The sequence below is a fragment of the Streptomyces sp. NPDC006393 genome, from assembly GCF_040628575.1.
Classification (GTDB): domain Bacteria; phylum Actinomycetota; class Actinomycetes; order Streptomycetales; family Streptomycetaceae; genus Streptomyces.
On the sequence record NZ_JBEXZD010000004.1, the window covers coordinates 98599 to 120357 of the forward strand.

Sequence of the window (21759 nt, forward strand, 5' to 3'; positions counted from 1 at the left end):
AGCCGGATCGCCGGACGACCGCGTAACCGGATCGCCGGACGACCGCATGCCGGGTGTCACAGCTTCCCGCCCCGCCCGCCGTCCCGCCCGGGCGGCGCGATCAGCGTCGACAGATACGGCAGCGGCGACCCGTCCAGCTCGGCGGCCGGCCGCACCGACTCCTCGGGCAGCCCGAGGGCCGACCCCCACACGGCGTCCCCGAGCCGCCCGGTCTCCCTCAGCGCCTCGGCGACCTCGGCGGCCTGTCGCCCGAACTTGTACGCCACGACCGTCCCCGGCCCGGCCAGCGCCTCCTTCAGCACGGCGGACCCGGCGGTCACCGGCACCAGCGTCAACGGTTCGGTGCCCTCGGTGAGCACGGCCCCGGACCGCGCCGCCAGATCCTGCATGGCGGTGATGCCGGGCACCGTCTCCACGACCACGCCGGGCACCAGATCCGCGACGGTCTGCGCGAGATACGTGAACGTCGAGTACACGTTGGGGTCGCCGATGGTGGCGAAGGCGACCGAACCGTGGTCCCTCAGCAGCCCGGCGACCCGCTCGCCCGCCGCGTCCCACGCGGCCTCCCGGCGCGCCCGGTCGGACCGCTCGTTCAGCGCGAACACCACCCGGACGACCTTCTCCCCGGGCACGTAGTGCAGCACGGTCGCCTCGGCGCGCCCGCGCTCCCCGGTGTCCATCACGGGGACGACGACGACATCGGCGGCGCGCAGCGCGCCCACGCCCTTGACGGTCACCAGTTCCGGATCGCCCGGACCGACCCCGACCCCGATCAGCCTGCTGCTCATGACGTCCGGCACCTCTCCACGAACCGACGGGCGACACCGGGCGCGGCGGCCCAGTGCGTGTGCAGATAACTCGCGTGCACGCCCTGCTGTACGAAACCCTCGACCCGCCGCACGGGAGCCCTCAGCCCCCAGGCGGGAGCCGCACCGGCGCCGGGTTCGACGACCGTGCGGTGGAACTCGTGCCCCCGTATCCGCGTCCCGGCGGCGGCCAGCGCACTGTCCCCGACGGCCACCGCGTCCCGGTAGCCGAGGGTCAGCCGCTCGGTCATGCGTGCGGTGGCGTCGAGCACGCCGCACATGGGGCGGCCGTCCAGCTCCCGGCACAGATACAGCAGCCCGGCGCACTCGGCGGCGACGGGAGCACCGCTCAGCGCGAGTTCGGCGACGGCCTTGCGGAGGGGTTCGTTGGCGGACAGCTCGGCGGCGTACACCTCGGGGAACCCGCCGCCGATCACGAGCCCGCGCGTCCCTTCGGGCAGGCGCTCGTCGCGGAGCGGATCGAAGGGGACGACGTCGGCACCGGCGGCGGTGAGCAGCTCGGCGTGCTCGGCGTAGGAGAACGTGAACGCCTCCCCACCGGCGACGGCGACCACCGCCCCGCCCGGGGACGGCCCGGCCACCGCCCCGCCCGGGGACGGCCCGGCCACTGTCCTGTCCGGGGACGCTCCGGCCACTGTCCCGTCCGGGGACGGCCCGGCCATCGCCCCGTCCGGGGAAGCTCCGGCCACTGTCCCGTCCGGGGACGGCCCGGCCACTGTCCTGTCCGGGGACGCTCCGGCCACCGTTCCGTCCGGGGAAGCTCCGGCCACTGTCCCGTCCAGGGATGCTCCGGCCACCGTCCCGTCCGGGGACGGCCAGGCCACGGCCTCGGCCGGGTCCCAGGCCGCGTCCGTCAGCGGACCCGCGCTCCGCGCCAGCGTCACCAGCGCGTCCAGGTCACAGCCGTCGGAGACCTGCGCCCCCATCGCCGCGACCGCCTCCACGGCCGCCGCCCGCCGCTCGGCGACCGGCACCAGACCGAGGTGCCGCGACGGCGTGTCGACCTGCGGCGCCCGCCGCAGCACCCCCAGCACAGGCACCCCGACCGAGTCCAGCGCCTCCCGCAACAGCACCTCGTGCCGATCCGTGGCGACCTTGTTGAGGATCACCCCTCCGACCCGCACCCGCGGATCCCAGGTCACGAACCCGTGCACCAGCGCGGCCACCGACCGCGACTGCGAGGACGCGTCCACGACCAGCACGACAGGGGCCCGCAGCAGCTTCGCCACCTGCGCCGTGGACGCCAGCTCACCCTCGCCCGCCGCCCCGTCGTACAACCCCATCACGCCCTCGACGACCGCGATGTCGCACCCGCGCGCCCCGTGCCGGAACAGCGGCGCGACCAGCTCGGGCCCGCACAGGTAGGCGTCCAGGTTGCGCCCCACGCGCCCGGTGGCGAGCGCGTGGTACCCGGGGTCGATGTAGTCCGGCCCGACCTTGTGCGGGGACACGGACAGCCCCCGCCCGGCCAGGGCGGCCATCAGCCCCGTGGCGACGGTGGTCTTGCCGCTGCCGGAGGCCGGTGCGGCGACGACCAGCCGGGGCACGGACGGGGAACTCACCACTCGATGCCCCTCTGACCCTTCTGCCCGGCGTCCATGGGGTGCTTGACCTTGGACATGTCGGTGACGAGGTCGGCGAAGCCGACGAGCTTCTCCGGCGCGTTCCGCCCGGTGATCACCACATGCTGGGTGCCCGGCCGGTCGCGCAGCACCTCGACGACCTCATCGGTGTCGACCCAGCCCCAGTGCATCGGGTACGCGAACTCGTCCAGCACGTACAGCCGGTACGTCTCGGCCGCCAGGTCCCGCTTGACCTGCTCCCAGCCCTCGCGGGCCTTGGCCTCGTTGTCCATCTGGGCATCCCGCTGGACCCACGACCAGCCCTCGCCCATCTTGTGCCAGGCGACGCTCCCGCCCTCGCCGGAGTCGCCGAGCACGCGCAGCGCCCGCTCCTCGCCGACCCGCCACTTCGCCGACTTGACGAACTGGAACACCCCGATCGGCCAGCCCTGGTTCCAGGCGCGCAGCGCCAGCCCGAAGGCCGCGGTGGACTTGCCCTTGCCGACCCCGGTGTGCACGACCACGAGCGGCCGGTTGCGCCGCTGACGCGTCGTCAGCCCGTCGTCCGGTACGGCGCTCGGCTGTCCCTGTGGCATTACGCGGCCCTCCTGTCGCCCTGAACGTCCCTGACCAGCCCGGCGATCGACTCCGCGCGCAGCTCGTCGAGCGTGACGGCCGTACCGCCCAGCTCTCCGGCGAGCTGCCCGGCGAGCCCCAGCCGCACCGGCCCCGACTCGCAGTCCACGACCACGGACGCGACACCCTCGGCCGCGAGCAGCCGCGCGGCCCGCCCGGCCAGCGCCACCGGCTCCGGGCCACCGGTGGCCCGCCCGTCGGTCACCACGACCATCAGCGCCCGCCGCGCCGGGTCCCGCAGTCGCTCCACCCGCAGTACCTCGTGCGCCTTGAGCAGCCCGGCGGCGAGCGGCGTACGCCCGCCGGTGGGCAGCGACTGAAGCCGGGCCGCCGCCGCGTCCACCGACGACGTCGGCGGCAGCACGACCTCACCGGCCGAACCCCGGAAGGTCACCAGACCCACCTTGTCCCGTCGCTGGTAGGCGTCCAGCAGCAGCGACAGCACCGCGCCCTTCACGGCGCCCATGCGCTGCCGCGCCGCCATGGACCCCGAGGCGTCCACCACGAACAGCACGAGGTTGCCCTCGCGCCCCTCCCGCGTCGCCTGCCGCAGATCGTCCCGGCGCAGCACGAGCCCCGGCCCGGACCGCCCCCGCGCCCGCTGGTGCGGCGCCGCGGCCCGCACGGTCGCCGCCAGGTGCAGCTTGGTCAGCGCGCCCCGCGGACGCCGGGCCCCGGTCGTGCGCCCGTGCTCGGAGCGCGCCCGGGACCGCCGCCCGGCGGCACCCTCGCCGAGACCGGGCACGCTCAGCACCTTCGTGCGGAAGGGCTCGACGGCCCGTACGGCCGGCTGCTCGCGCCCACCGGACGCCTGCGGGTCGCCGCCCTCACCGGTCTCGGGCTCGGCAGCGGTACCGCCGTCCTGCCGCGGACCACCCTGGGGTGCCGGCTGCCCACCGCCCCCGTCCGGGCCGCCCCCTTCCGGACCGCCGTCGGGGTCGGGATCGTCGTCGGGGGACCCGCCGGAGAACTCCTCCAGCGTCTCGTCCAGCTTGTCCTCGTCGAGGCCGGGCGCGTCGAAGGGGTTGCGGCGCCTGCGGTGCGGCAGCGCGAGCAGCGCGGCCTGCCGGACGTCCTCGGCGAGCACGTCCGTGCGCCCGGCCCACGCGGCCAGCGCGGTCGCCGTGCGCGCCATCACGATGTCGGCGCGCATGCCGTCCACCTCGAAGGCCGCGCAGGTGGCCGCGATCTGCCGCAGCGCCCCGTCGCCCAGCCGTACGGACGGCAGCAACTCCCGCGCCGCCACGATCCGTCGCCGTACGGCCGCCTCCTCCTCGGCCCACCGGGCGGCGAAGGCGGCCGGATCGTCGTCGTAGGCCAGCCGGCGCCGCACGACCTCCACCCGCTGGTCGGGCTCCCGCGAGGCCGCGACCTCCACGGTCAGTCCGAACCGGTCCAGGAGCTGCGGCCGCAGCTCGCCCTCCTCCGGGTTCATGGTGCCGACGAGCAGGAACCGCGCCGCGTGCCGCACCGAGACGCCCTCGCGCTCGACGTAGGAGGCGCCCATCGCCGCCGCGTCCAGCAAGAGGTCGACCAGGTGGTCGTGAAGGAGGTTGACCTCGTCGACGTACAGGATCCCGCGGTGCGCGTCGGCCAGCAGACCCGGCTCGAACGCCTTCACGCCCTCGGCGAGCGCCCGCTCGATGTCGAGCGCGCCGACCAGCCGGTCCTCGGAGGCACCCACCGGCAACTCCACCATCCGGGCGGGCCGTTCGGCCCCGGATGCCGCCTCGTGCGGCCCGTCCGGGCACCCGGGGTCGGGCGCCGCCGGGTCACAGGAGAACCGGCAGCCGGGGACGACCGCCACCTCGGGCAGCAGCGCCGACAGGGCTCGTACGGCCGTCGACTTGGCGGTGCCCTTCTCGCCGCGCACCAGCACGCCGCCCACCGCCGGCGAGACGGCGTTCAGCAGCAGCGCGAGCCGCAGGTCGTCCTGGCCGACGACGGCCGTAAAGGGGAAGGGGGTGGTCACTGGTCGCCCTCCAAGTCGCCTTCCAGCTCCAGATAGGTGGCGCGCAGCCGCTCCAGCGTGTCCGCGTCCGGCTCGGCCCACAGCCCCCGGTCGGCCGCCTCCAGCAGCCGCTCGGTGATCCCGCGCAGCGCCCACGGGTTGGACTGCTTCATGAAGTCCCGGTTCTCCGGGTCGAAGACGTACTCCGCGCTGAGCTTCTCGTACATCCAGTCGTCGACCACGCCCGCCGTGGCGTCGTAGCCGAACAGGTAGTCCACGGTCGCCGCCATCTCGAAGGCGCCCTTGTAGCCGTGCCGGCGCATCGCCGCCATCCAGCGCGGGTTGACCACCCGCGCGCGGAACACGCGGTGGGTCTCCTCGCCGAGGGTGCGGGTCCTCACCTGGTCCGGTACGGCGCTGTCGCCCACGTACGCCTCGGGGTTGGCGCCGGTCAGATGCCGGACCATGGCGACCATGCCGCCGTGGTACTGGAAGTAGTCGTCGGCGTCCACCAGGTCGTGCTCGCGGGTGTCGACGTTCTTCGCGGCGACCGCGATCCGCCGGAACGCGGTCTCCATGTCCCCGCGCGCCGCCCGCCCGTCGAGCCCGCGCCCGTAGGCGTAGCCGCCCCAGACCGCGTACACCTCGGCCAGGTCCGCGTCGCTGCGCCAGTTCCGGGCGTCGATCAGCGGCAGCAGACCCGCGCCGTACGCGCCCGGCTTGGAGCCGAAGATCCGGGCCGTGGCCCGGCGCCGGTCGCCGTGCGCGGCGGTGTCCTCGTCGGCGTGCGCCTTCACGAAGTTGCTCCCGGCGGGCTCGTCCAGCTCGGCCACGGCCCGTACCGCGTCGTCGATCAGGCCGACGACGTGCGGGAACGCGTCCCGGAAGAACCCGGAGATCCGGACCGTGACGTCGATGCGCGGCCGGCCCAGCTCGGCCAGGGGGACCACCTCGAAGCCCGTCACCCGCCGCGAGGCGTCGTCCCACACGGGCCGGCAGCCCAGGAGTGCCAGGATCTCGGCGATGTCGTCGCCCTGGGTGCGCATCGCGGACGTGCCCCACACCGTCAGCCCGACGGACTTCGGGTACTCCCCGGTGTCGGCCAGATACCGCTGGACGAGAGAGTCCGCGAGCGACTGCCCGACCTCCCAGCTGAGCCGGGAGGGAATCGCCTTGGGGTCGACGGAGTAGAAGTTCCGGCCCGTCGGAAGCACGTTGACCAGACCGCGGGTCGGCGAGCCCGACGGACCCGCCGGGACGTAACCGCCGTCCAGCGCCCGCAGGATGTGCCCGATCTCGTCGGTGGTCCGCGCCAGCCGGGGCACGACCTCGTCGCAGGCGAACTCCAGCACCGCGACGGCGTCCGGGAGCTCGGTGCCGAGCGCCTCATCCAGGACCGCCCGTACGGCCGTGCGGTCCCAGGCCCGTCCCTCCAAGCTCTCCGCGATCCGCCGGCACAGCTGCTCCAGCAGGTCGATCGCGTCCGCCGCCGTACGGGACGGCCCGTCCACCAGGTCCGTCAGCTCCACCGGCACCTTCACCGGGGCGCCCGGCTCGGCCAGCAACTCCTTCTCCACCAGCCCGAAACGGTCGGCCAGGCAAGCCCTCAGGCCCGGCAGGGCGTTCGCCTGCCCGCCCCACACCTGCGAGGCGCGCAGTACGGCGAGGACGAGGTTCACGCGCGGCTCGCCGACCGGGCCGCCGCCGAGGATGTGGAGACCGTCCCTGATCTGCACGTCCTTGATCTCGCACAGATAGCCGTCGATGTGCATGACGAACTCGTCGAACTCGTCGTCGTCCGGCTGCTCGGCCACGTGCAGGTCGTGGTGGAGCTCGGCGGCCTTCACCAGTGTCCAGATCTGCGCCCGCACCGCCGGTGCCTTCGCCGGGTCGAGGTCGCTCACCAGCGCGTACTCGTCCAGCAGCTGCTCCAGCTTGGCCAGATCGCCGTAGGTGTCGGCGCGCGCCATCGGCGGCACGAGGTGGTCGACGACCGTGGCGTGCCCGCGCCGCTTGGCCTGGGTGCCCTCACCGGGGTCGTTGACGATGAACGGGTAGATCAGCGGAAGGTCGCCGAGGACCGCGTCCGGGGCGCAGCCGCCCGACAGCCCGAGCCCCTTGCCCGGCAGCCACTCCATCGTGCCGTGCTTGCCCATGTGCACGATCGCGTCGGCGCCGAAACTGTTCTCCAGCCAGCGGTAGGCCGCCATGTAGTGGTGCGAGGGCGGCATGTCCGGGTCGTGATAGATCGCGATCGGGTTCTCGCCGAAGCCGCGCGGCGGCTGGATCATCACGACGACGTTCCCGAACCGCAGCGACGCCAGCACGATGTCGTCGCCGTCGACGTAGAGCGAACCCGGCGGCTCGCCCCACGCCTGAAGCATCCCGTCCCTCAGCTCCGGGTCGAGCTTGTCGAACCACGCCCGGTAGTCGGCGAGCGGCACCCGTGCGGGCGCGGCGGCCAGCTGCTCCTCCGTCAGCCACTCCACGTCGTGACCGCCGGCCTCGATGAGCCGGTGGATCAAGTCGTCGCCGCCGGAGGGGTATTCGGTGAGCGAGTACCCGGCGTCCCTGAGCGCGTCGAGCACCCGTACCGCCGAAGCCGGCGTGTCCAGCCCCACCGCGTTGCCGACGCGCGAGTGCTTCGTCGGGTACGCGGTGAAGACCAGTGCGAGCTTCTTGTCCGCGTTCGGCTTGTGCCTCAACCGCGCGTGCCGTACGGCGATCCCGGCCACCCGGGCGGCCCGCTCCGGGTCGGCGACGTACACCGGCACGTCGTCCGGACCCTGCTCCTTGAAGGAGAACGGCACGGTGATCAGCCGGCCGTCGAACTCCGGGATCGCGACCTGCATCGCCGCGTCCATGGGGGACAGGGCGGCGTCGGACTCGTCCCAGGCGCGCTTCGACGACGTCAGGCACAGCCCTTGCAGGACGGGGATGTCGAGGTCGCCCAGCGCGCCGACGTCCCAGGACTCCTCGTCTCCGCCCGCCGACGCCTGCGAGGCGTGCGTGCCGCCGGCGGCGAGCACGGTCGCGACCAGGGCGTCGGCCCGCCCCAGCAGCTCGTACAGCCCGGCGTCCGCGCCGCGCAGCGAACCGCAGTACACCGGCAGCGCGTTGGCACCCCGGGCCTCGATCGCCTCGCACAGGGTGTCCACGAAGGCGGTGTTCCCGCTGAGTTCGTGGGCGCGGTAGAAGAGCACGCCGACGGTCGGACGGCCGTCCCGGAGCTCGGGGGAGCCGTGGACGCCGTGCTCCGGCATCTTCCGCGGCTCGTCGAAGCCCTCGCCGGTCAGCAGCACGGTGTCGGACAGGAACCGGGACAGCTCGAGCAGGTTCGCGGGGCCGCCCTCGACCAGGTACCTGAGGGCCTCGGCCACCACACCGGCCGGCACGGACGACTCGGCCATCAGTTCGGCGTCCGGCACGGCCTCCCCGCCCAGCAGCACCGTCGGGACCCCGGACACCCTCAGCGCGGCCAGCCCCTCCTCCCAGGCGCGCTTGCCGCCGAGCAGCCGTACGACGGCGAGGTCCGCGCCGTCGAGCAGGCCGGGCAGCTCCCGCGCCACGTCCACCCGGGTGGGGTTGCCGATCCGGTAGGAGGCGCCGGAGGCGCGGGCCGCCAGCAGATCCGTGTCGGCGGTCGACAACAACAACACTGTGCTCATGCGGGCGCTCCCGGGGGGATGAAAGGCAGTCCTTGCGGCGCGCCCGACTCGATGAGCCGCCACAGCGCGTCCGTGTCCGCGTGCTGTTCGATCAGGTCGCCGAGCCGGTCCAGCTGCTCCTCGCGCAGCGCGGCGAACGAGGTGTCCGGGGCCGGTGTGAAACGGCGGCCCGCGGCGGCCGCGACCTCGCGCAGGAACGCCCGCCGGAAGGCGTCCGACTCCAGCGCACCGTGCCAGTGCGTGCCCCAGGTCCGGCCGACCCGGCAGCCGTCCAGGAAGGGCTCACCGCCGGTCACTTCGGCGACCCCATGATGGATCTCGTACCCCTCGACCCGTTCCCCGAGGGCCTCGCCCACCGGCCGGGTGAGGGTCTTCTCGCGGGCGAACCGCACCCGGACGGGCAGCACACCGAGCCCGGGGACGGCCCCGGCGCGCGACTCCACCTCGTCCTCGATGTGCTCGCCGAGGATCTGGAAGCCGCCGCAGATCCCGAGGACCGGGCGCCCGTCGGTGGCCCGCCGGACCAGTGCGTCCGCGAGTCCGCGCTCGCGCAGCCACTGAAGCGCCCGTACGGTCCCGCGCGTGCCCGGGACCACCACCAGGTCGGCGTCGGCCAGCTCCTCCGGACGGTCCACGAACCGCACGACGACACCGGGCTCGGCGGCGAGCGCGTCCACGTCGGTGAAGTTGGACATCAGCGGGATCGCGCACACGGCGACGCGCAGCACGTCCTCGCCGACGGGCGGGGCCACGGTGGACTCGCGGACGGTGCCCCGCAGGGACACACGCAGCCCGTCCTCCTCGTCGATGCCGAGCCCGTGCCGGAAGGGCAGGACGCCGTACGTGCGCCGCCCGGTGAGGTCCCGGAGCATGTCCAGTCCGGGCTCCAGCAGGCTGACGTCCCCGCGGAACTTGTTGACGAGGAACCCGGCGACGAGCGCCTGGTCCTCCGGTGAGAGCAGCGCGATGGTCCCGAAGAACGAGGCGAAGACACCGCCGCGGTCGATGTCCCCGACGACCAGCACGGGAAGCCGCGCGTTCCGCGCGATCCCCATGTTCACGATGTCCGTCCGGCGCAGATTGATCTCCGCCGGAGACCCCGCCCCCTCACAGATCACGGCGTCATACGTGCCCCGCAGCTCGGTGAGGCAGTCCAGCACGGTGCCCAGGAGCTTCTGCTGGCGTCCGCCGTGGTAGCCGCGCGCGCTCATCTCGCCCACCGGCCTGCCCAGCAGCACCACCTGGCTGCTCCGCTCCCCGCCCGGCTTGAGCAGCACCGGGTTCATCAGCGCGGTCGGCTCGATCCGGCAGGCCTGGGCCTGCATGGCCTGCGCCCGCCCGATCTCCGCGCCCTCGCGCGTGACGAAGGAGTTGAGGGACATGTTCTGCGCCTTGAAGGGCGCGACCTTGACGCCTTGCCGCACCAGCCACCGGCAGATCCCGGCCGTGACGACGCTCTTCCCGGCGTCGGAGGTGGTGCCGGCGACGAGCAGACCGCCGCTCATGACGTACGTCCCTTCGTCCGACGGTTGCTGTGAATGCCGTGGCTGCCGCGGTCGCCGCGGTTGCACAGGAGCCTGACGGCGGCGCAGGTGCCGAGCGCGAGCCAGCTCACGCGCCGTGAGAGCCGTACGGCCCGCTCGATGTCACCGACCCGCACGGCGCGCCCGGCGCCGTTGAGCACCGGCCGGTGCTCCACGCGCCCCCCGTACGACAACGTGCCGCCCATCCGCACCCCGAGCGCCCCCGCGAACGAGGCCTCGACCGGACCGGCGTTGGGGCTCGGGTGCCGGCCGGCGTCGGCGCGCCAGGCGCGCAGGGCGCCCCGCGGGTCCGGGCCGGCCACGGCCGCGAGGACGGCGGTGAGCCGCGCACCCGGCCATCCGGCGAGGTCGTCCAGGCGGGCCGAGGCCCAGCCGAAGCGCCGGTACCGGGGTGACCTGTGCCCGACCATGGCGTCCAGGGTGTTGACGGCCCGGAACGCGGCGAGCCCCGGCACCCCGGCGGCGGCGCCCCACACCAGCGCGCCCACCACGGCGTCGGAGGTGTTCTCGGCGACCGACTCCACGACCGCCCGGGCGATCCCGTCGGCGTCGAGCGCCTGTGGATCCCGCCCGCACAGGTGCGGCAGCCGCGCCCGGGCCGCCGCCACGTCGCCCGCTTCCAGCGCGCGCCCGATGGTGCGCGCCTCCCGGGCGAGGGAGGTCCCGCCGACCACGGCCCAGGTGGCGGCGCCGGTCAGGACGACGGAGGCGGCGGGGGAGGTACGGACGGCGCGCGCGGCGGCGGCACCGAGCGCGGCGGCGCCGCCGGCGCACAGAGCCGTGTGAAGTGCGCCCCAGGCCCGATGGTCCCGCCACAGCACGCGTTCCACGGCGCCCGCGGCGCGGCCGAACAGGGCGACCGGATGTCCGCGGCGAGGATCGCCGAGGAGGAGGTCACCGAGGAGGCCGGCGGCGGCGCCGTACGCGAAGACGCGATCGGCACCCATGGGTTCAGCCGACTTCGGGGTCGGGGAGAGCGTCGCTGATGGACCTCGGTCGGCAGCCGCGCATGGCGATATGTCCTCACTCAGGGTGTCCACGCCCTGGTTCGACGAGACCGGCGGTGAGAGTTCCTGGCTCCCGGGGTTCCTACCCCGGTGACAGTGGCGGGACCGCGCCGGATTCGCACCGGCTTCCTCTCCTGCCGCCGTACATGGCTCCGGCAGTCCACCACGCGCCGCGAACAGCCGTCAACTCGCCGTTGACCTGCGACGGGATACTGAGATGAGGCCCACATCGCCGACGCGAAAAGCCCGCCCCGCCCGTTCGCCGAGGTGGCGACGCGGGCGGGGCGGGAGGTGGGACGCTCTTGACTTCCGGGGGTTCGACAGCGGTCCTGACCGGCTGTCAGCCCTTGCCGACGATGAGGTAGATGCCGTAGGCCACCGCGGCGGCGCAGGCGGCGAAGCAGACGTAGGCGCCGGTGACCGCGAGGGTCCCGCCGCCGCTGCCCTGCGCGACGGCCCGCTCCCGCCGGGACAGACCCGCGATGCCGAGGGTGAACAGGGCCACCAGGCCCACGGTGACCGCGAGGCTGACGCCGAAGACGGAGCCGAGGGCTGCCCAGTCGATCTTCATGGTGATGCTTCCTTGGGTGCCGGGTGTGCGGGGATCAGACGGTGGCGGCCGGCGGGGTGGCCGAGGCGGACGCGGTCGGCGCGGGCACCGGATCGATGACGACGGGCTTGTCGATGACGGACGTGTCGATGACGGGCGGGTCGATGACCGTCGCGTCGATCACGGGCGCGTCGATGACGGGCGTGTCGATGACGGGCGTGGTCGGCTGGGCGGGGATCGTCGCGGTGAGCGGCTCGACGGCGGGGGACACGTCCGTCGAGACCGGTGCCGTCGAGGCGGAGGCCGGTGCCGTGGGTGCGGGGGCGGGGGCCGCAGGGGGCGGGGTCACGGCGGCGATCGCCTGGGTCACGACGCCGGCCGGCTCCTCGGCCGCGGGCTCGATGACGTTGGTGTGGTCGACGACCTGGCGGCGGGAGATCTTCCAGATCGCCGCGCTCGAGGCCACGAGGAACACGGCGACGAGCGCGGTGCCCCAGTCGCCCAGCCCGGTGACGGCCTCCGCGCCCGCGCCGACCAGGGCCGCGGCGGGCAGCGTGAGCACCCAGGCGACCGCCATGCGGCCCGCGGTGGACCAGCGGACCACACCGCCCTTGCGGCCCAGGCCCGCGCCCATCACCGAGCCGGAGACGACGTGCGTGGTGGAGAGCGAGAAGCCGAGGTGCGAGGAGGCGAGGATGGCGGTGGCCGCGCTGGTCTGGGCGGCGAAGCCCTGCTGCGGCTGGAGGTCGGTCAGGCCGGTGCCCATGGTGCGGATGATGCGCCAGCCACCGATGTAGGTGCCGAGCGCGATCGCGAGGCCCGCCGAGAGGATGACCCAGGTGGGAGGGTTGGAGCCGGGGGCGATGGCGCCACCGGCGATCAGGGCGAGGGTGATGACGCCCATCGTCTTCTGGGCGTCGTTGGTGCCGTGGGCCAGCGAGACCAGGCCCGCGGAGGCGATCTGCCCGGCGCGGTGGCCCTTCGCGGCCGCCTTGCCGTCCGCCTTCCTGCCGATCGTGTACGACAGCCGGGTCGCGACCATCGCGGCGAGGCCCGCGACGACCGGGGCGGCCACCGCCGGGATGATGACCTTGGTGACCAGGGCGTCACCGTGCACCGCGCCGACGCCCGCCGAGGCGATCGTGGCGCCGATCAGACCGCCCATCAGGGCGTGCGAGGAACTGGACGGAAGCCCGACCAGCCAGGTCAGCAGGTTCCAGAGGATCGCGCCGACCAGGGCGGCGAAAATGACCTCGGGACGGATGCCGGCCTCGTCGACGAGACCCTTGGAGATCGTGTTGGCGACCTCCACGGAGAGGAAGGCGCCCACCAGGTTGAGCGCGGCGGACATGGCCACCGCGACCTTGGGCTTGAGTGCGCCGGTCGAGATGGTGGTGGCCATCGCGTTGGCGGTGTCGTGGAAACCGTTCGTGAAATCGAACGCGAGTGCGGTTACCACCACAATCGCGAGGATCAGCGAGAAGCTTTCCATTTACCCAGGCAATCGTTCGAGCGTCATTGGCTGGTCGAACGTAGGTAACCAGGGTGAACGGAAGATGAACTGGGCCGGTCTTCGGAGTGTCTGAATCTGCTTCCCGGAGGTTCCGTTTCGCCGCCGCGGGCCGCTGTCCGTGGCCCGGCGGAGCGGCTGTCCCTGGCCTGCCGCACCCCCGGGCTGAAAGGATCACGGCATGGCTGAGCGGGACACGCGAGTGACGGATGCAACAGACCCGGTGCGCTCCCGGGAGGCGCGGGAGCCCGAGGCCCGCGCCTGGCGCGAGCTGGTCGCGACGGCCCGGCGCACGGTGGCCGACGGGCTGGTGGTCGGCACCTCCGGCAACGTGTCGGTGCGGGTGGGGGAGACCGTGCTGGTCACGCCGTCGGGCGTGCCGTACGACCGGCTCACGGCGGACGACGTCACCGGCGTCGGACTCGACGGCCGGCAGGTGCTCGGCACCCTGGTCCCGACCAGCGAGCTGCCCATGCACCTGGCGATCTACCGCGCCACCGACGCGGCCGCCGTCGTCCACACCCACGCCGTGCACGCGACGGCCGTCTCGACACTCGTCCCCGAACTGCCCCTGGTCCACTACATGGCCGCCGCGCTCGGCGGTCCGGTGCGTGTCGCACCCTACGCGACCTACGGCAGCGAGGAACTGGCCGAGAACATGCTGCGCGCCCTCGCCGGGCGCTCCGGGTGCCTCCTTCGGAACCACGGCACCATCACCTACGGCGCCACCCTCGACCAGGCCTACGACCGCACGGCCCAGCTGGAGTGGATGTGCCGGCTGTGGCTGACCGCGTCCTCGGTGCCGGGCATGGCGCCGTCCCTGCTGTCGGGCGAACAGCTGGCCGAAGTGACGGACCGGCTGCGGGGCTACGGACAGCCGGGCCGATGAGGGGTGAAGCCGGCTGTTTCTGGAACTCGCAGGAACATGTCACCCCGACCCTTCCTCCCACTGGCCGGTGACCGGGTACGCCACGACACTGGACCCGTGCGCACAGTAGTCAGAGCGACGGCAGCGGCCGTCACCGCGACCCTGGCGGCCGGCGCGGCGAGCGTCGCCGCCGGCCGGCTCGCCAGCGACGCCGCGCTCAAGGCGCCCCCGGGCCGGCCCCTGCCCACCGAACCCCGGCTCACCGTGCACAGCACGGCCGCGGGCCAGATCACCCTCACCCGGGACCTGGCCTCCCTGCGGCCCGGCACGTACGGCCTGGCCGGCAACGGCTCCCACGCGGTCGTCGGACCCGTCCTGCGGGACGCCCCGCACCTGCCCGACACCGTCGTACGCCGGCTGGAACGGGTCACGTACGGACCGCTGCACCCGCGCGACAAGGTCTGGCTCACCCCGAACCTGTACGTCGGCGACCCCCGTTCCGCCCTCGGCCTGCACCACGACGACGTGGAGGTCCCGGGCGAACTCGGCGCGCTGCCCGCATGGTTCGTGCCGGCGGTCCGCGAGACCTGGGTGATCACCGTGCACGGGCTGGGCACCACCCGCGAGCTCCCCCTGAACATCATGAGGTTCCTGCACCGCAGGCACTTCCCGGTGCTCGACGTCGCCTACCGCGGCGACCCGGGCGCGCCCCGCTCCCCGGACGGCCTGAACCACCTCGGCGAGACCGAGTGGCGCGACCTGGACGCGGCGATCGGCCACGCTGTGCGCAACGGCGCCGAACGGGTCGTCCTGCACGGCTGGTCCACCGGCGCCACCATGGCGCTGCGCGCCGCCCTCGACTCGGACCTGCGCGACCGCGTCTCCGGGCTGATCCTGGACTCGCCCGTGCTCGACTGGGAGGCGACACTGCGTGCCCTGGCCAGGGCACGGCACACACCGGGCCCCCTTTTGCCGCTCGCGGTGCGCGCCGCGCAGGGCCGCGTGGGCCTGCACGGCGACCGGCTCGCCCGGGCGAACGACCCGGCGCGGCTCACCGTGCCGACGCTGATCTTCCACGGTCCCGGCGACGAGGTGGCCCCCTGGCGCTACTCCCGCCGCCTCGCCGCCCGCCACCCCAACCTGGTGGCCCTGCACACGGTCCCGGACGCTCCCCACGGCGCCATGTGGAACGCCGACCCCGACGGCTACGAGGAGGCCCTGCGCCGCTTCCTCACCCCACTGATGTGACGGGCCCGCGCGGCCCCGGCCGACGGCCCGCCGGGGCGGACGCGCCGCCGAGGGGATCGCGCCGATCGCGCGCCCGGACGGATGCCCGGGCCGGGTGCCGAGCCCGTGCGGACAGGCCTGCCGGGCATGCGGAGGCGACGCGGCAGGTCTGACGGGCGTGTGGAGGCGATGCGGCAGGCCGGGCGGGCGTGTGGAGGCGATGCGGCAGACCGGGCGGGCGTGCGGAGGTGACGCGGCAGGCCGGGCGGTCGCGCGGACGAGGCCCGTCAGGCGGACCCCGCATGCCGGACCCGACGGGACTGGGCCCGGGGGAGTGGAGTGGTCCCCGGGACTCGGCCCGGGGGACCGGAGCGGTCCCGGGAAGCGGCCGGCCGCGTGGGCCGGTGAGTGGGGCGAGGTCGTCGGTGAGTGGGGCAAGGTGGTTCCGTTTCGGGACGGTGGTGCCGGCTTGTTCCGCTCTGTCGGGCACCCCGGGAACCCCTGCGTTGGCCATCTCCGTCGCCCGCCGTGACATTCCGTTTGGGTTTTCGGACCGTCAAACGGAAGACTGCACCCGTGACGTCCCGTATCCCGCGCGACTCCAGGCTTCGACTCGTCCGACCACGACCCCTGGCCGCCGCCCCCCGAGCCGTGAACCAGCGGCGCCCGCGCCGCGCCGCACCGCGCCCCCCGGAGGGCACCCCGGCACCCGCGGAACTGGCCAGAATGGCGCGCTCCGGCCTGGCCGGGGCGGTCCGCGTCGCCCGCTGGGCCGACGCCGCCCTCGGACCCGGCCGGAACGGGGCGACCGCCGACGGCAAGGCCACCCTCTCCGAGGCGACCGCGCGGCAGGCCGCCGCCGCGCTGCGCCTGGGCGTCGCCCAGGTCCGCGCCGACTGGGACACCGCCCGCCTCGCCGGCCTGGTCGAGGTGCACGGCGACAACGCCCGCCCCGGCTGGCGGCTGCGCGCCTGGGACCGCGACGACAGCGCCGTGCTGCGCGGCTGGGTCGCCCTCTTCGACGCCTGGTCGCTGGCCTGCCCCGAGCCCGGGGACCAGGAGGCCGCCGCCGTCGCCGAGGTCGTCTCGGCCATGCCGCAGGTGCTCTCCTTCCTCCAGCTGTCGGCCGGCCCCGTCCCGGTCGAGCAGCTCCTCGACCTCCTCCGCCAGCGCGTCACGGAGCTGCGCACCGCACGCTGCGAGGTGCCCTACGACGCCCAGCCCGCCGTACCCGCCGGCGAGCCGGCGAGCCTGGCGGGCCCCGCCGAGGCCACCGCACTGGCCCCCCTGCTCGACTGGGCGCTGCGGGCGCTCGCCTCCGTCGGCGCGCTCACCTACGGCGACGGGCAGGCCACGCTCACCCCGCTGGGCAGCTGGGCGGTCTGGGTCAAGCTGGAGCAGATCTGCGTCGCCGCCCAGAGCCCCGCGGGGAACATCGAACAGGCGGCGGAGGACATGCTCCGCGGCTGCGCCCAGCTGCGCCCGAACGCGGCCCGTGCCGAGTACCGCGCCTGGCTCGCCGCCCGCCCCGTCGGCAGCGCCGTCACCGAACTGCTCGGCGCCGCACGCGGCGAGGACGCCCTGCTGCGCGGCCTCGCCTTCGAGGCGCTGCGGGTCGTGGGCGCCCCCGCCGAGCCCGATGTGAGCGCCGTGCTCGACGAACCGGCGCTGCGGCCGTACGCCCTGCTGTGGCTGGCGGAGCACGACGGCGTCGACCCGGAGGACGCCCACGAGGTCCTCACCCGTGAGGAGGCCACGTGGCTGTGGGTGGACACCGCCGCCGCCGTCGCCGACCACGGAGAGGCCCCGATGCTCGTCCGTCACCTGGAGGCCGCGCTGCAGCCCACCGTCCCCGCGCTGCTGGACGAGGTACGGGCCGTAGGGCACCCCCGCACCGTGCAGGTGCTGGTCGCGCTCGCCGCCGCCCACCCCGATCCCGCCCTGGCGAAGGCCGTCCGCCGGGCCGCCTTCCAGGTACACACCGGCGGCAGCTAGCCGGCGGCAGCCAGGGGTGTCTCGTTCGGATCGGGCCGTCCTGCCCGCGGGCGGCGCTCAGCCCTCCGTGCGCGGGGCGTACGTGCCGAAGCTCCAGACGTTGCCCTCGGCGTCCCGGGCCATGTAGTCCCGGGACCCGTAGTCCTGGTCCGTCGGCGGCATGAGGATCTCCACGCCGTGGTCCACCGCGCGCTGGTAGTGGCCGTCCACGTCGTCCACCACGACGTACACCCCCACGGGACCCGCGCCGCGCATCGCCTCGTCGAAGCGGCCGCCGCGGCCCTTGGAGCCGAGCATCACCGCGCCGTTGCCCTGCACCAGCTCGGCGTGGAGGACGAGGCCGTCCTCGTCCTCGTAGACCGTCAGCTCGGTGAAACCGAGGGCCTCGGTGAGCTGCTTGATCGCCGCCTTCGCGTCCGCGTACAGCAGCGTGGGACAGATGCTCGGGCGTCCGCCGACCGTGTCCGCCATGCCGATCACTCCCTTGTGACTCGGTGCTCGTGAGTCGGTACTCGCCGGAAAGTCCGGTTCGTCGCCCAGTCTGGCACCGGCCACTGACAACGCCCCGGCACTCACGCCGCGCGCGGACGGGAAAACCGCTTGCACACCCCCGTTAGACTGTTCCGCATGGCCATTCTCCTCGCGCATTAGACGGCGGGTACGTCCACAGCCGCCCATCCCGCCCCCTTCCGCCCTGGAGTCTGTCCGTGATCTCCGCTTCCGGCATCGAGCTGCGCGCCGGTGCCCGCATCCTCATCGAGAACGCCACTTTCCGCGTCGCCAAGGGCGACCGCATCGGCCTGGTCGGCCGCAACGGCGCCGGCAAGACGACCCTGACCAAGGTCCTGGCCGGCGAGGGCATCCCCGCCGGCGGCACCGTCACCCGCTCCGGCGAGGTCGGCTACCTCCCGCAGGACCCCCGCACCGGCGACCTCGACGTGCTCGCCCGCGACCGCATCCTCTCCGCCCGCGGCCTGGACGTGCTGATCCGCAAGATGCGCGAGAACGAGCAGCGCATCGCCACCGGCAAGGGCAGCACCCGCGAGAAGGCGCTCAAGCAGTACGAGCGCCAGGAGACCGAGTTCCTCACCAAGGGCGGATACTCCGCCGAGGCCGAGGCCGCCACCATCGCCGCCGCGCTCAACCTGCCCGACCGGGTGCTCGGCCAGCCCCTGCACACGCTCTCCGGCGGTCAGCGCCGCCGTATCGAGCTGGCGCGGATCCTGTTCTCCGACGCGGACACGCTGCTCCTGGACGAGCCGACCAACCACCTCGACGCGGACTCGATCATCTGGCTGCGCGACTACCTGAAGACCTACCGCGGCGGCTTCATCGTCATCTCGCACGACGTCGACCTGGTCGACACGGTCGTCAACAAGGTGTTCTACCTGGACGCCAACCGTTCGGCGATCGACATCTACAACATGGGCTGGAAGCTCTACCAGCAGCAGCGCGAGGCCGACGAGAAGCGCCGCAAGCGGGAGCGGGCCAACGCCGAGAAGAAGGCCGCCGCGCTCAACGCCCAGGCCGACAAGATGCGCGCCAAGGCCACCAAGACCGTCGCCGCGCAGAACATGGCGCGCCGCGCCGACAAGCTGCTCTCCGGCCTGGAGGCCGTCCGCCAGTCCGACAAGGTCGCCAAGCTCCGCTTCCCCGAGCCCGCGCCCTGCGGCAAGACCCCGCTGATGGCCGAGGGCCTGTCGAAGTCGTACGGCTCCCTGGAGATCTTCACCGACGTCGACCTGGCCATCGACAAGGGCTCCCGGGTTGTCATCCTCGGCCTCAACGGCGCCGGCAAGACCACCCTGCTGCGCCTGCTCGGCGGGGTCGAGACGCCCGACACCGGCGAGGTCGTCCCCGGTCACGGCCTCAAGCTCGGCTACTACGCCCAGGAGCACGAGACCCTCGACCCGGACCGCACGGTCCTGGAGAACATGCGCTCGGCGGCCCCCGACATGGACCTCGTCGAGGTTCGCAAGGTGCTGGGCTCGTTCCTGTTCTCCGGTGACGACGTCGACAAGCCGGCCGGGGTCCTCTCCGGCGGCGAGAAGACCCGTCTCGCCCTGGCCACCCTGGTCGTCTCCTCCGCGAACGTGCTGCTGCTCGACGAGCCGACCAACAACCTGGACCCGGCCAGCCGCGAGGAGATCCTCGGGGCGCTGCGCACCTACAAGGGCGCGGTCGTCCTCGTCACGCACGACGAGGGGGCGGTCGAGGCGCTCCAGCCGGAGCGGATCATTCTGCTGCCCGACGGCGTCGAGGACCTGTGGGGCTCCGACTACGCGGACCTCGTCGCCCTGGCCTGACCCGGCTCGCCCGACCGGGGCTCCGGTCGGGCTCCGCGCCGCCTCCGGTCGCCCTCCGCCCGCCCTGGGCTCGGCCTCTGATCAACCTCTGATCAACGGCGTATGGATCATTCGGCCCATCGGTGATCCATCATCTGTGTGAGATCTCCTCGTATCGAGGTGTGTCGTACACGGATTTTCCGGCCGAGCCCTTACGTACCAAGGGCTCGGCCGTCGTACGTCTGTGACCTGGGAGTTCGTGGAACAACCCGATCAGCGGTATCGACGGCACGGTATGGAATATCAGGTTCCGCTTGTGGGGGCCGACTCCTGTCGTCACAACCATGTCTCACAGACCTTGCCGAATGGGTGGCCATCGGGCCCGGGAGGGGTGATCATGAGGAGACCAGAGCGCACTTCCCATGAGGAGGCACGGGTGGCCGAGACTCTGAAGAAGGGCAGCCGGGTGACCGGCGCCGCGCGCGACAAGCTCGCGGCAGACCTGAAGAAGAAGTACGACGCCGGTGCGAGCATTCGGGCGTTGGCCGAGGAAACCGGCCGCTCGTATGGCTTCGTGCACCGGATGCTCAGCGAGTCGGGCGTCACGCTCCGTGGGCGTGGCGGGGCGACGCGGGGCAAGAAGGCCCCGTCGGCCTGACCTCGGGAGAGCCCATCGGCTTCGATGGTGACCACCCGGTCGGGCAGCCGAACGGCCGGGTGGTTACTGTGCAGTCACTTAGGATGCCCGCGCTGGCATCCTGGACGACCGCACCCATCGGAGGCGCACCATGGCTTCGCCCGAGCACGACCTCGACCCGGTACGTGACCCAGTATCCGACGTACTCGACAAGGACGGCGTGCGGCTCACCGTGGACGACTCGATCGCCACGGTGACGCTGACCAATCCGGCCAAGCGCAACGCGCAGAGCCCCGCCCTGTGGCGGACGCTCGCCGAGGCCGGGCGGCTGCTGCCGGGCTCCGTCCGTGTCGTGCTGCTGCGCGCGGAGGGCAAGTCCTTCTCCGCCGGCCTCGACCGGCAGGCGTTCACGCCGGAGGGCTTCGACGGCGAGCCGTCGTTCATCGACCTCGCACGCGGCAGCGACGCCGAGCTGGACGCGACCATCGCGGAGTACCAGGAGGCGTTCACCTGGTGGCGGCGCAGCGACCTCGTGTCCGTCGCCGCGGTCCAGGGGCACGCCATCGGGGCGGGCTTCCAGCTGGCGCTCGCCTGTGATCTGCGCGTCGTCGCCGACGACGTGCAGTTCGCGATGCGCGAGACCAGCCTCGGGCTGGTACCGGACCTCACCGGCACGCATCCGCTGGTGGGGCTGGTCGGCTATGCCCGCGCCCTGGAGATCTGCGTGACGGGCCGGTTCGTGACCGCCGAGGAGGCGGTGAACACCGGGCTGGCCAACCTCGCCGTGCCCCGCGACCAGCTCGACGCGGCGGTCAACGACCTGGCCTCGGCGATCCTCGCCGCGCCCCGCGACGCGGTGATCGAGACCAAGGCCCTGCTCCAGAGCGCCCAGACCCACACCTACGAGGCTCAACGCACCGCCGAACGCCAGTCCCAGGCCCGCCGCCTGCGCGACCTGGCCGGCCTCGGCGAGTAACCCGCGCCCGAACTGCGCCCGCCGGCAGACCGGGGGCCTGCTCACATCCGGCCGCCGCCCGCCGGCCTCACCGGACTCGGGCCGTTCCACGCGCCGCCCGCGCGACTTGGCCGTCCTCGGCGAGTAGTCGCGGCCGAGCGGGGCGCGCCAGTGGACCAGACGGTCCCGTCACGTCCAGCCGCCGCCCGGTTGCGGCGGTGGTCGCGTCCCGTCGGGACCGGACTCGGGCCGTTGTACGCGCCGCCTGAGCGATGTGGCCGTCCTCGGCGGGTAGTTGCGGCCGAGCGAGGCGCGCCAGTGGACCAGACGGCCCTGTCACGTCCAGCCGTCGCCTGGTCGCCGCGGTGGTCGTATCCCGTCGGGACCGGACTCGGGCCGTTGCACGCGCCGCCTGAGCGATGTGGCCGGTCTAGGCGGGTAGGCGCGGCCGAGCGAGGCGCGCCAGTGGACCAGACGGCTCTGTCACGTCCAGTCGCCTGCTGGATGTGACCGGTCGGCGCGGGCGTCCCGGGCGTC

General features: G+C 73.7%; 16 protein-coding genes and 1 riboswitch. Of the genes, 6 read left to right on the top strand and 10 right to left on the bottom strand.

The features are described 5' to 3' along the window. Positions 1 to 56: 56 nt before the first annotated feature. From cobI to ABZ484_RS03530, 9 genes are all read right to left on the bottom strand, one after another. A complete protein-coding gene (gene cobI, locus ABZ484_RS03490; protein ID WP_358864221.1) occupies positions 57 to 788 on the bottom strand; it encodes a precorrin-2 C(20)-methyltransferase in 732 nt (243 codons plus the stop codon). Continuing rightward, positions 785 to 2392, bottom strand: coding sequence for a cobyrinate a,c-diamide synthase (locus tag ABZ484_RS03495; RefSeq protein WP_358864222.1), 1608 nt, complete (start codon positions 2390 to 2392; stop codon positions 785 to 787). Before ABZ484_RS03495 ends, cobI begins: the two co-directional genes overlap by 4 nt. Next, entirely contained in the window at positions 2386 to 2985 is a 600-nt protein-coding gene (gene cobO, locus ABZ484_RS03500; RefSeq protein ID WP_358864223.1) for a cob(I)yrinic acid a,c-diamide adenosyltransferase, read from the bottom strand. The genes ABZ484_RS03495 and cobO overlap by 7 nt, the downstream gene beginning before the upstream one ends. Then, complete coding sequence (locus tag ABZ484_RS03505; protein ID WP_358864224.1) at positions 2985 to 4997, bottom strand: putative cobaltochelatase; 2013 nt, start codon at positions 4995 to 4997, stop codon at positions 2985 to 2987. Before ABZ484_RS03505 ends, cobO begins: the two co-directional genes overlap by 1 nt. Beyond that, the gene (gene cobN / locus ABZ484_RS03510; RefSeq protein WP_358864225.1) at positions 4994 to 8644 is read right to left on the bottom strand and encodes a cobaltochelatase subunit CobN; all 3651 of its coding nucleotides are present in this window, start codon (positions 8642 to 8644) and stop codon (positions 4994 to 4996) included. Before cobN ends, ABZ484_RS03505 begins: the two co-directional genes overlap by 4 nt. Next, positions 8641 to 10149 carry a cobyric acid synthase gene (locus ABZ484_RS03515; protein ID WP_358864226.1) on the bottom strand — a complete coding sequence of 503 codons (1509 nt, stop codon included), beginning with the start codon at positions 10147 to 10149 and terminating at the stop codon, positions 8641 to 8643. Before ABZ484_RS03515 ends, cobN begins: the two co-directional genes overlap by 4 nt. Continuing rightward, positions 10146 to 11135: a cobalamin biosynthesis protein gene (locus ABZ484_RS03520; protein WP_358864227.1), complete on the bottom strand. Its 990-nt coding sequence runs from the start codon at positions 11133 to 11135 to the stop codon at positions 10146 to 10148. The genes ABZ484_RS03515 and ABZ484_RS03520 overlap by 4 nt, the downstream gene beginning before the upstream one ends. A 99-nt stretch (positions 11136 to 11234) precedes the next feature. Further along, a riboswitch (cobalamin riboswitch) is annotated at positions 11235 to 11376 on the bottom strand. 159 nt (positions 11377 to 11535) lie between these two features. Beyond that, positions 11536 to 11766, bottom strand: a complete 231-nt coding sequence (locus ABZ484_RS03525) for a hypothetical protein (protein WP_358864228.1) — start codon at positions 11764 to 11766, stop codon at positions 11536 to 11538. Between the two features lie 34 nt (positions 11767 to 11800). Then, complete coding sequence (locus ABZ484_RS03530; RefSeq protein ID WP_358864229.1) at positions 11801 to 13237, bottom strand: inorganic phosphate transporter; 1437 nt, start codon at positions 13235 to 13237, stop codon at positions 11801 to 11803. A gap of 199 nt (positions 13238 to 13436) precedes the next feature. On the opposite strand from ABZ484_RS03530, the gene ABZ484_RS03535 reads away from it, so the two are divergent. From ABZ484_RS03535 to ABZ484_RS03545, 3 genes are all read left to right on the top strand, one after another. Further along, the gene (locus ABZ484_RS03535; protein ID WP_358864230.1) at positions 13437 to 14144 is read left to right on the top strand and encodes a class II aldolase/adducin family protein; all 708 of its coding nucleotides are present in this window, start codon (positions 13437 to 13439) and stop codon (positions 14142 to 14144) included. A 96-nt stretch (positions 14145 to 14240) separates the two neighbouring features. Continuing rightward, positions 14241 to 15371, top strand: a complete 1131-nt coding sequence (locus ABZ484_RS03540; protein ID WP_358864231.1) for an alpha/beta fold hydrolase — start codon at positions 14241 to 14243, stop codon at positions 15369 to 15371. A 555-nt stretch (positions 15372 to 15926) separates the two neighbouring features. Then, positions 15927 to 17345, top strand: coding sequence for a hypothetical protein (locus ABZ484_RS03545; RefSeq protein WP_358864232.1), 1419 nt, complete (start codon positions 15927 to 15929; stop codon positions 17343 to 17345). A 57-nt stretch (positions 17346 to 17402) separates the two neighbouring features. Here ABZ484_RS03545 and ABZ484_RS03550 read toward each other — a convergent pair whose 3' ends face one another. Then, entirely contained in the window at positions 17403 to 17816 is a 414-nt protein-coding gene (locus tag ABZ484_RS03550) for a VOC family protein (protein ID WP_358864233.1), read from the bottom strand. 236 nt (positions 17817 to 18052) lie between these two features. On the opposite strand from ABZ484_RS03550, the gene ABZ484_RS03555 reads away from it, so the two are divergent. The 3 genes from ABZ484_RS03555 (at position 18053) to ABZ484_RS03565 (ending at position 21243) form a co-directional block, all read left to right on the top strand. Further along, the gene (locus ABZ484_RS03555; RefSeq protein ID WP_358864234.1) at positions 18053 to 19651 is read left to right on the top strand and encodes an ABC-F family ATP-binding cassette domain-containing protein; all 1599 of its coding nucleotides are present in this window, start codon (positions 18053 to 18055) and stop codon (positions 19649 to 19651) included. Between the two features lie 415 nt (positions 19652 to 20066). Continuing rightward, positions 20067 to 20288, top strand: coding sequence for a helix-turn-helix domain-containing protein (locus ABZ484_RS03560; RefSeq protein WP_029385158.1), 222 nt, complete (start codon positions 20067 to 20069; stop codon positions 20286 to 20288). A gap of 130 nt (positions 20289 to 20418) precedes the next feature. Further along, positions 20419 to 21243 (top strand): enoyl-CoA hydratase/isomerase family protein, encoded by an 825-nt coding sequence (locus tag ABZ484_RS03565; RefSeq protein ID WP_358864235.1) that lies wholly within the window; start codon positions 20419 to 20421, stop codon positions 21241 to 21243. The last annotated feature ends 516 nt before the right edge of the window (positions 21244 to 21759 follow it).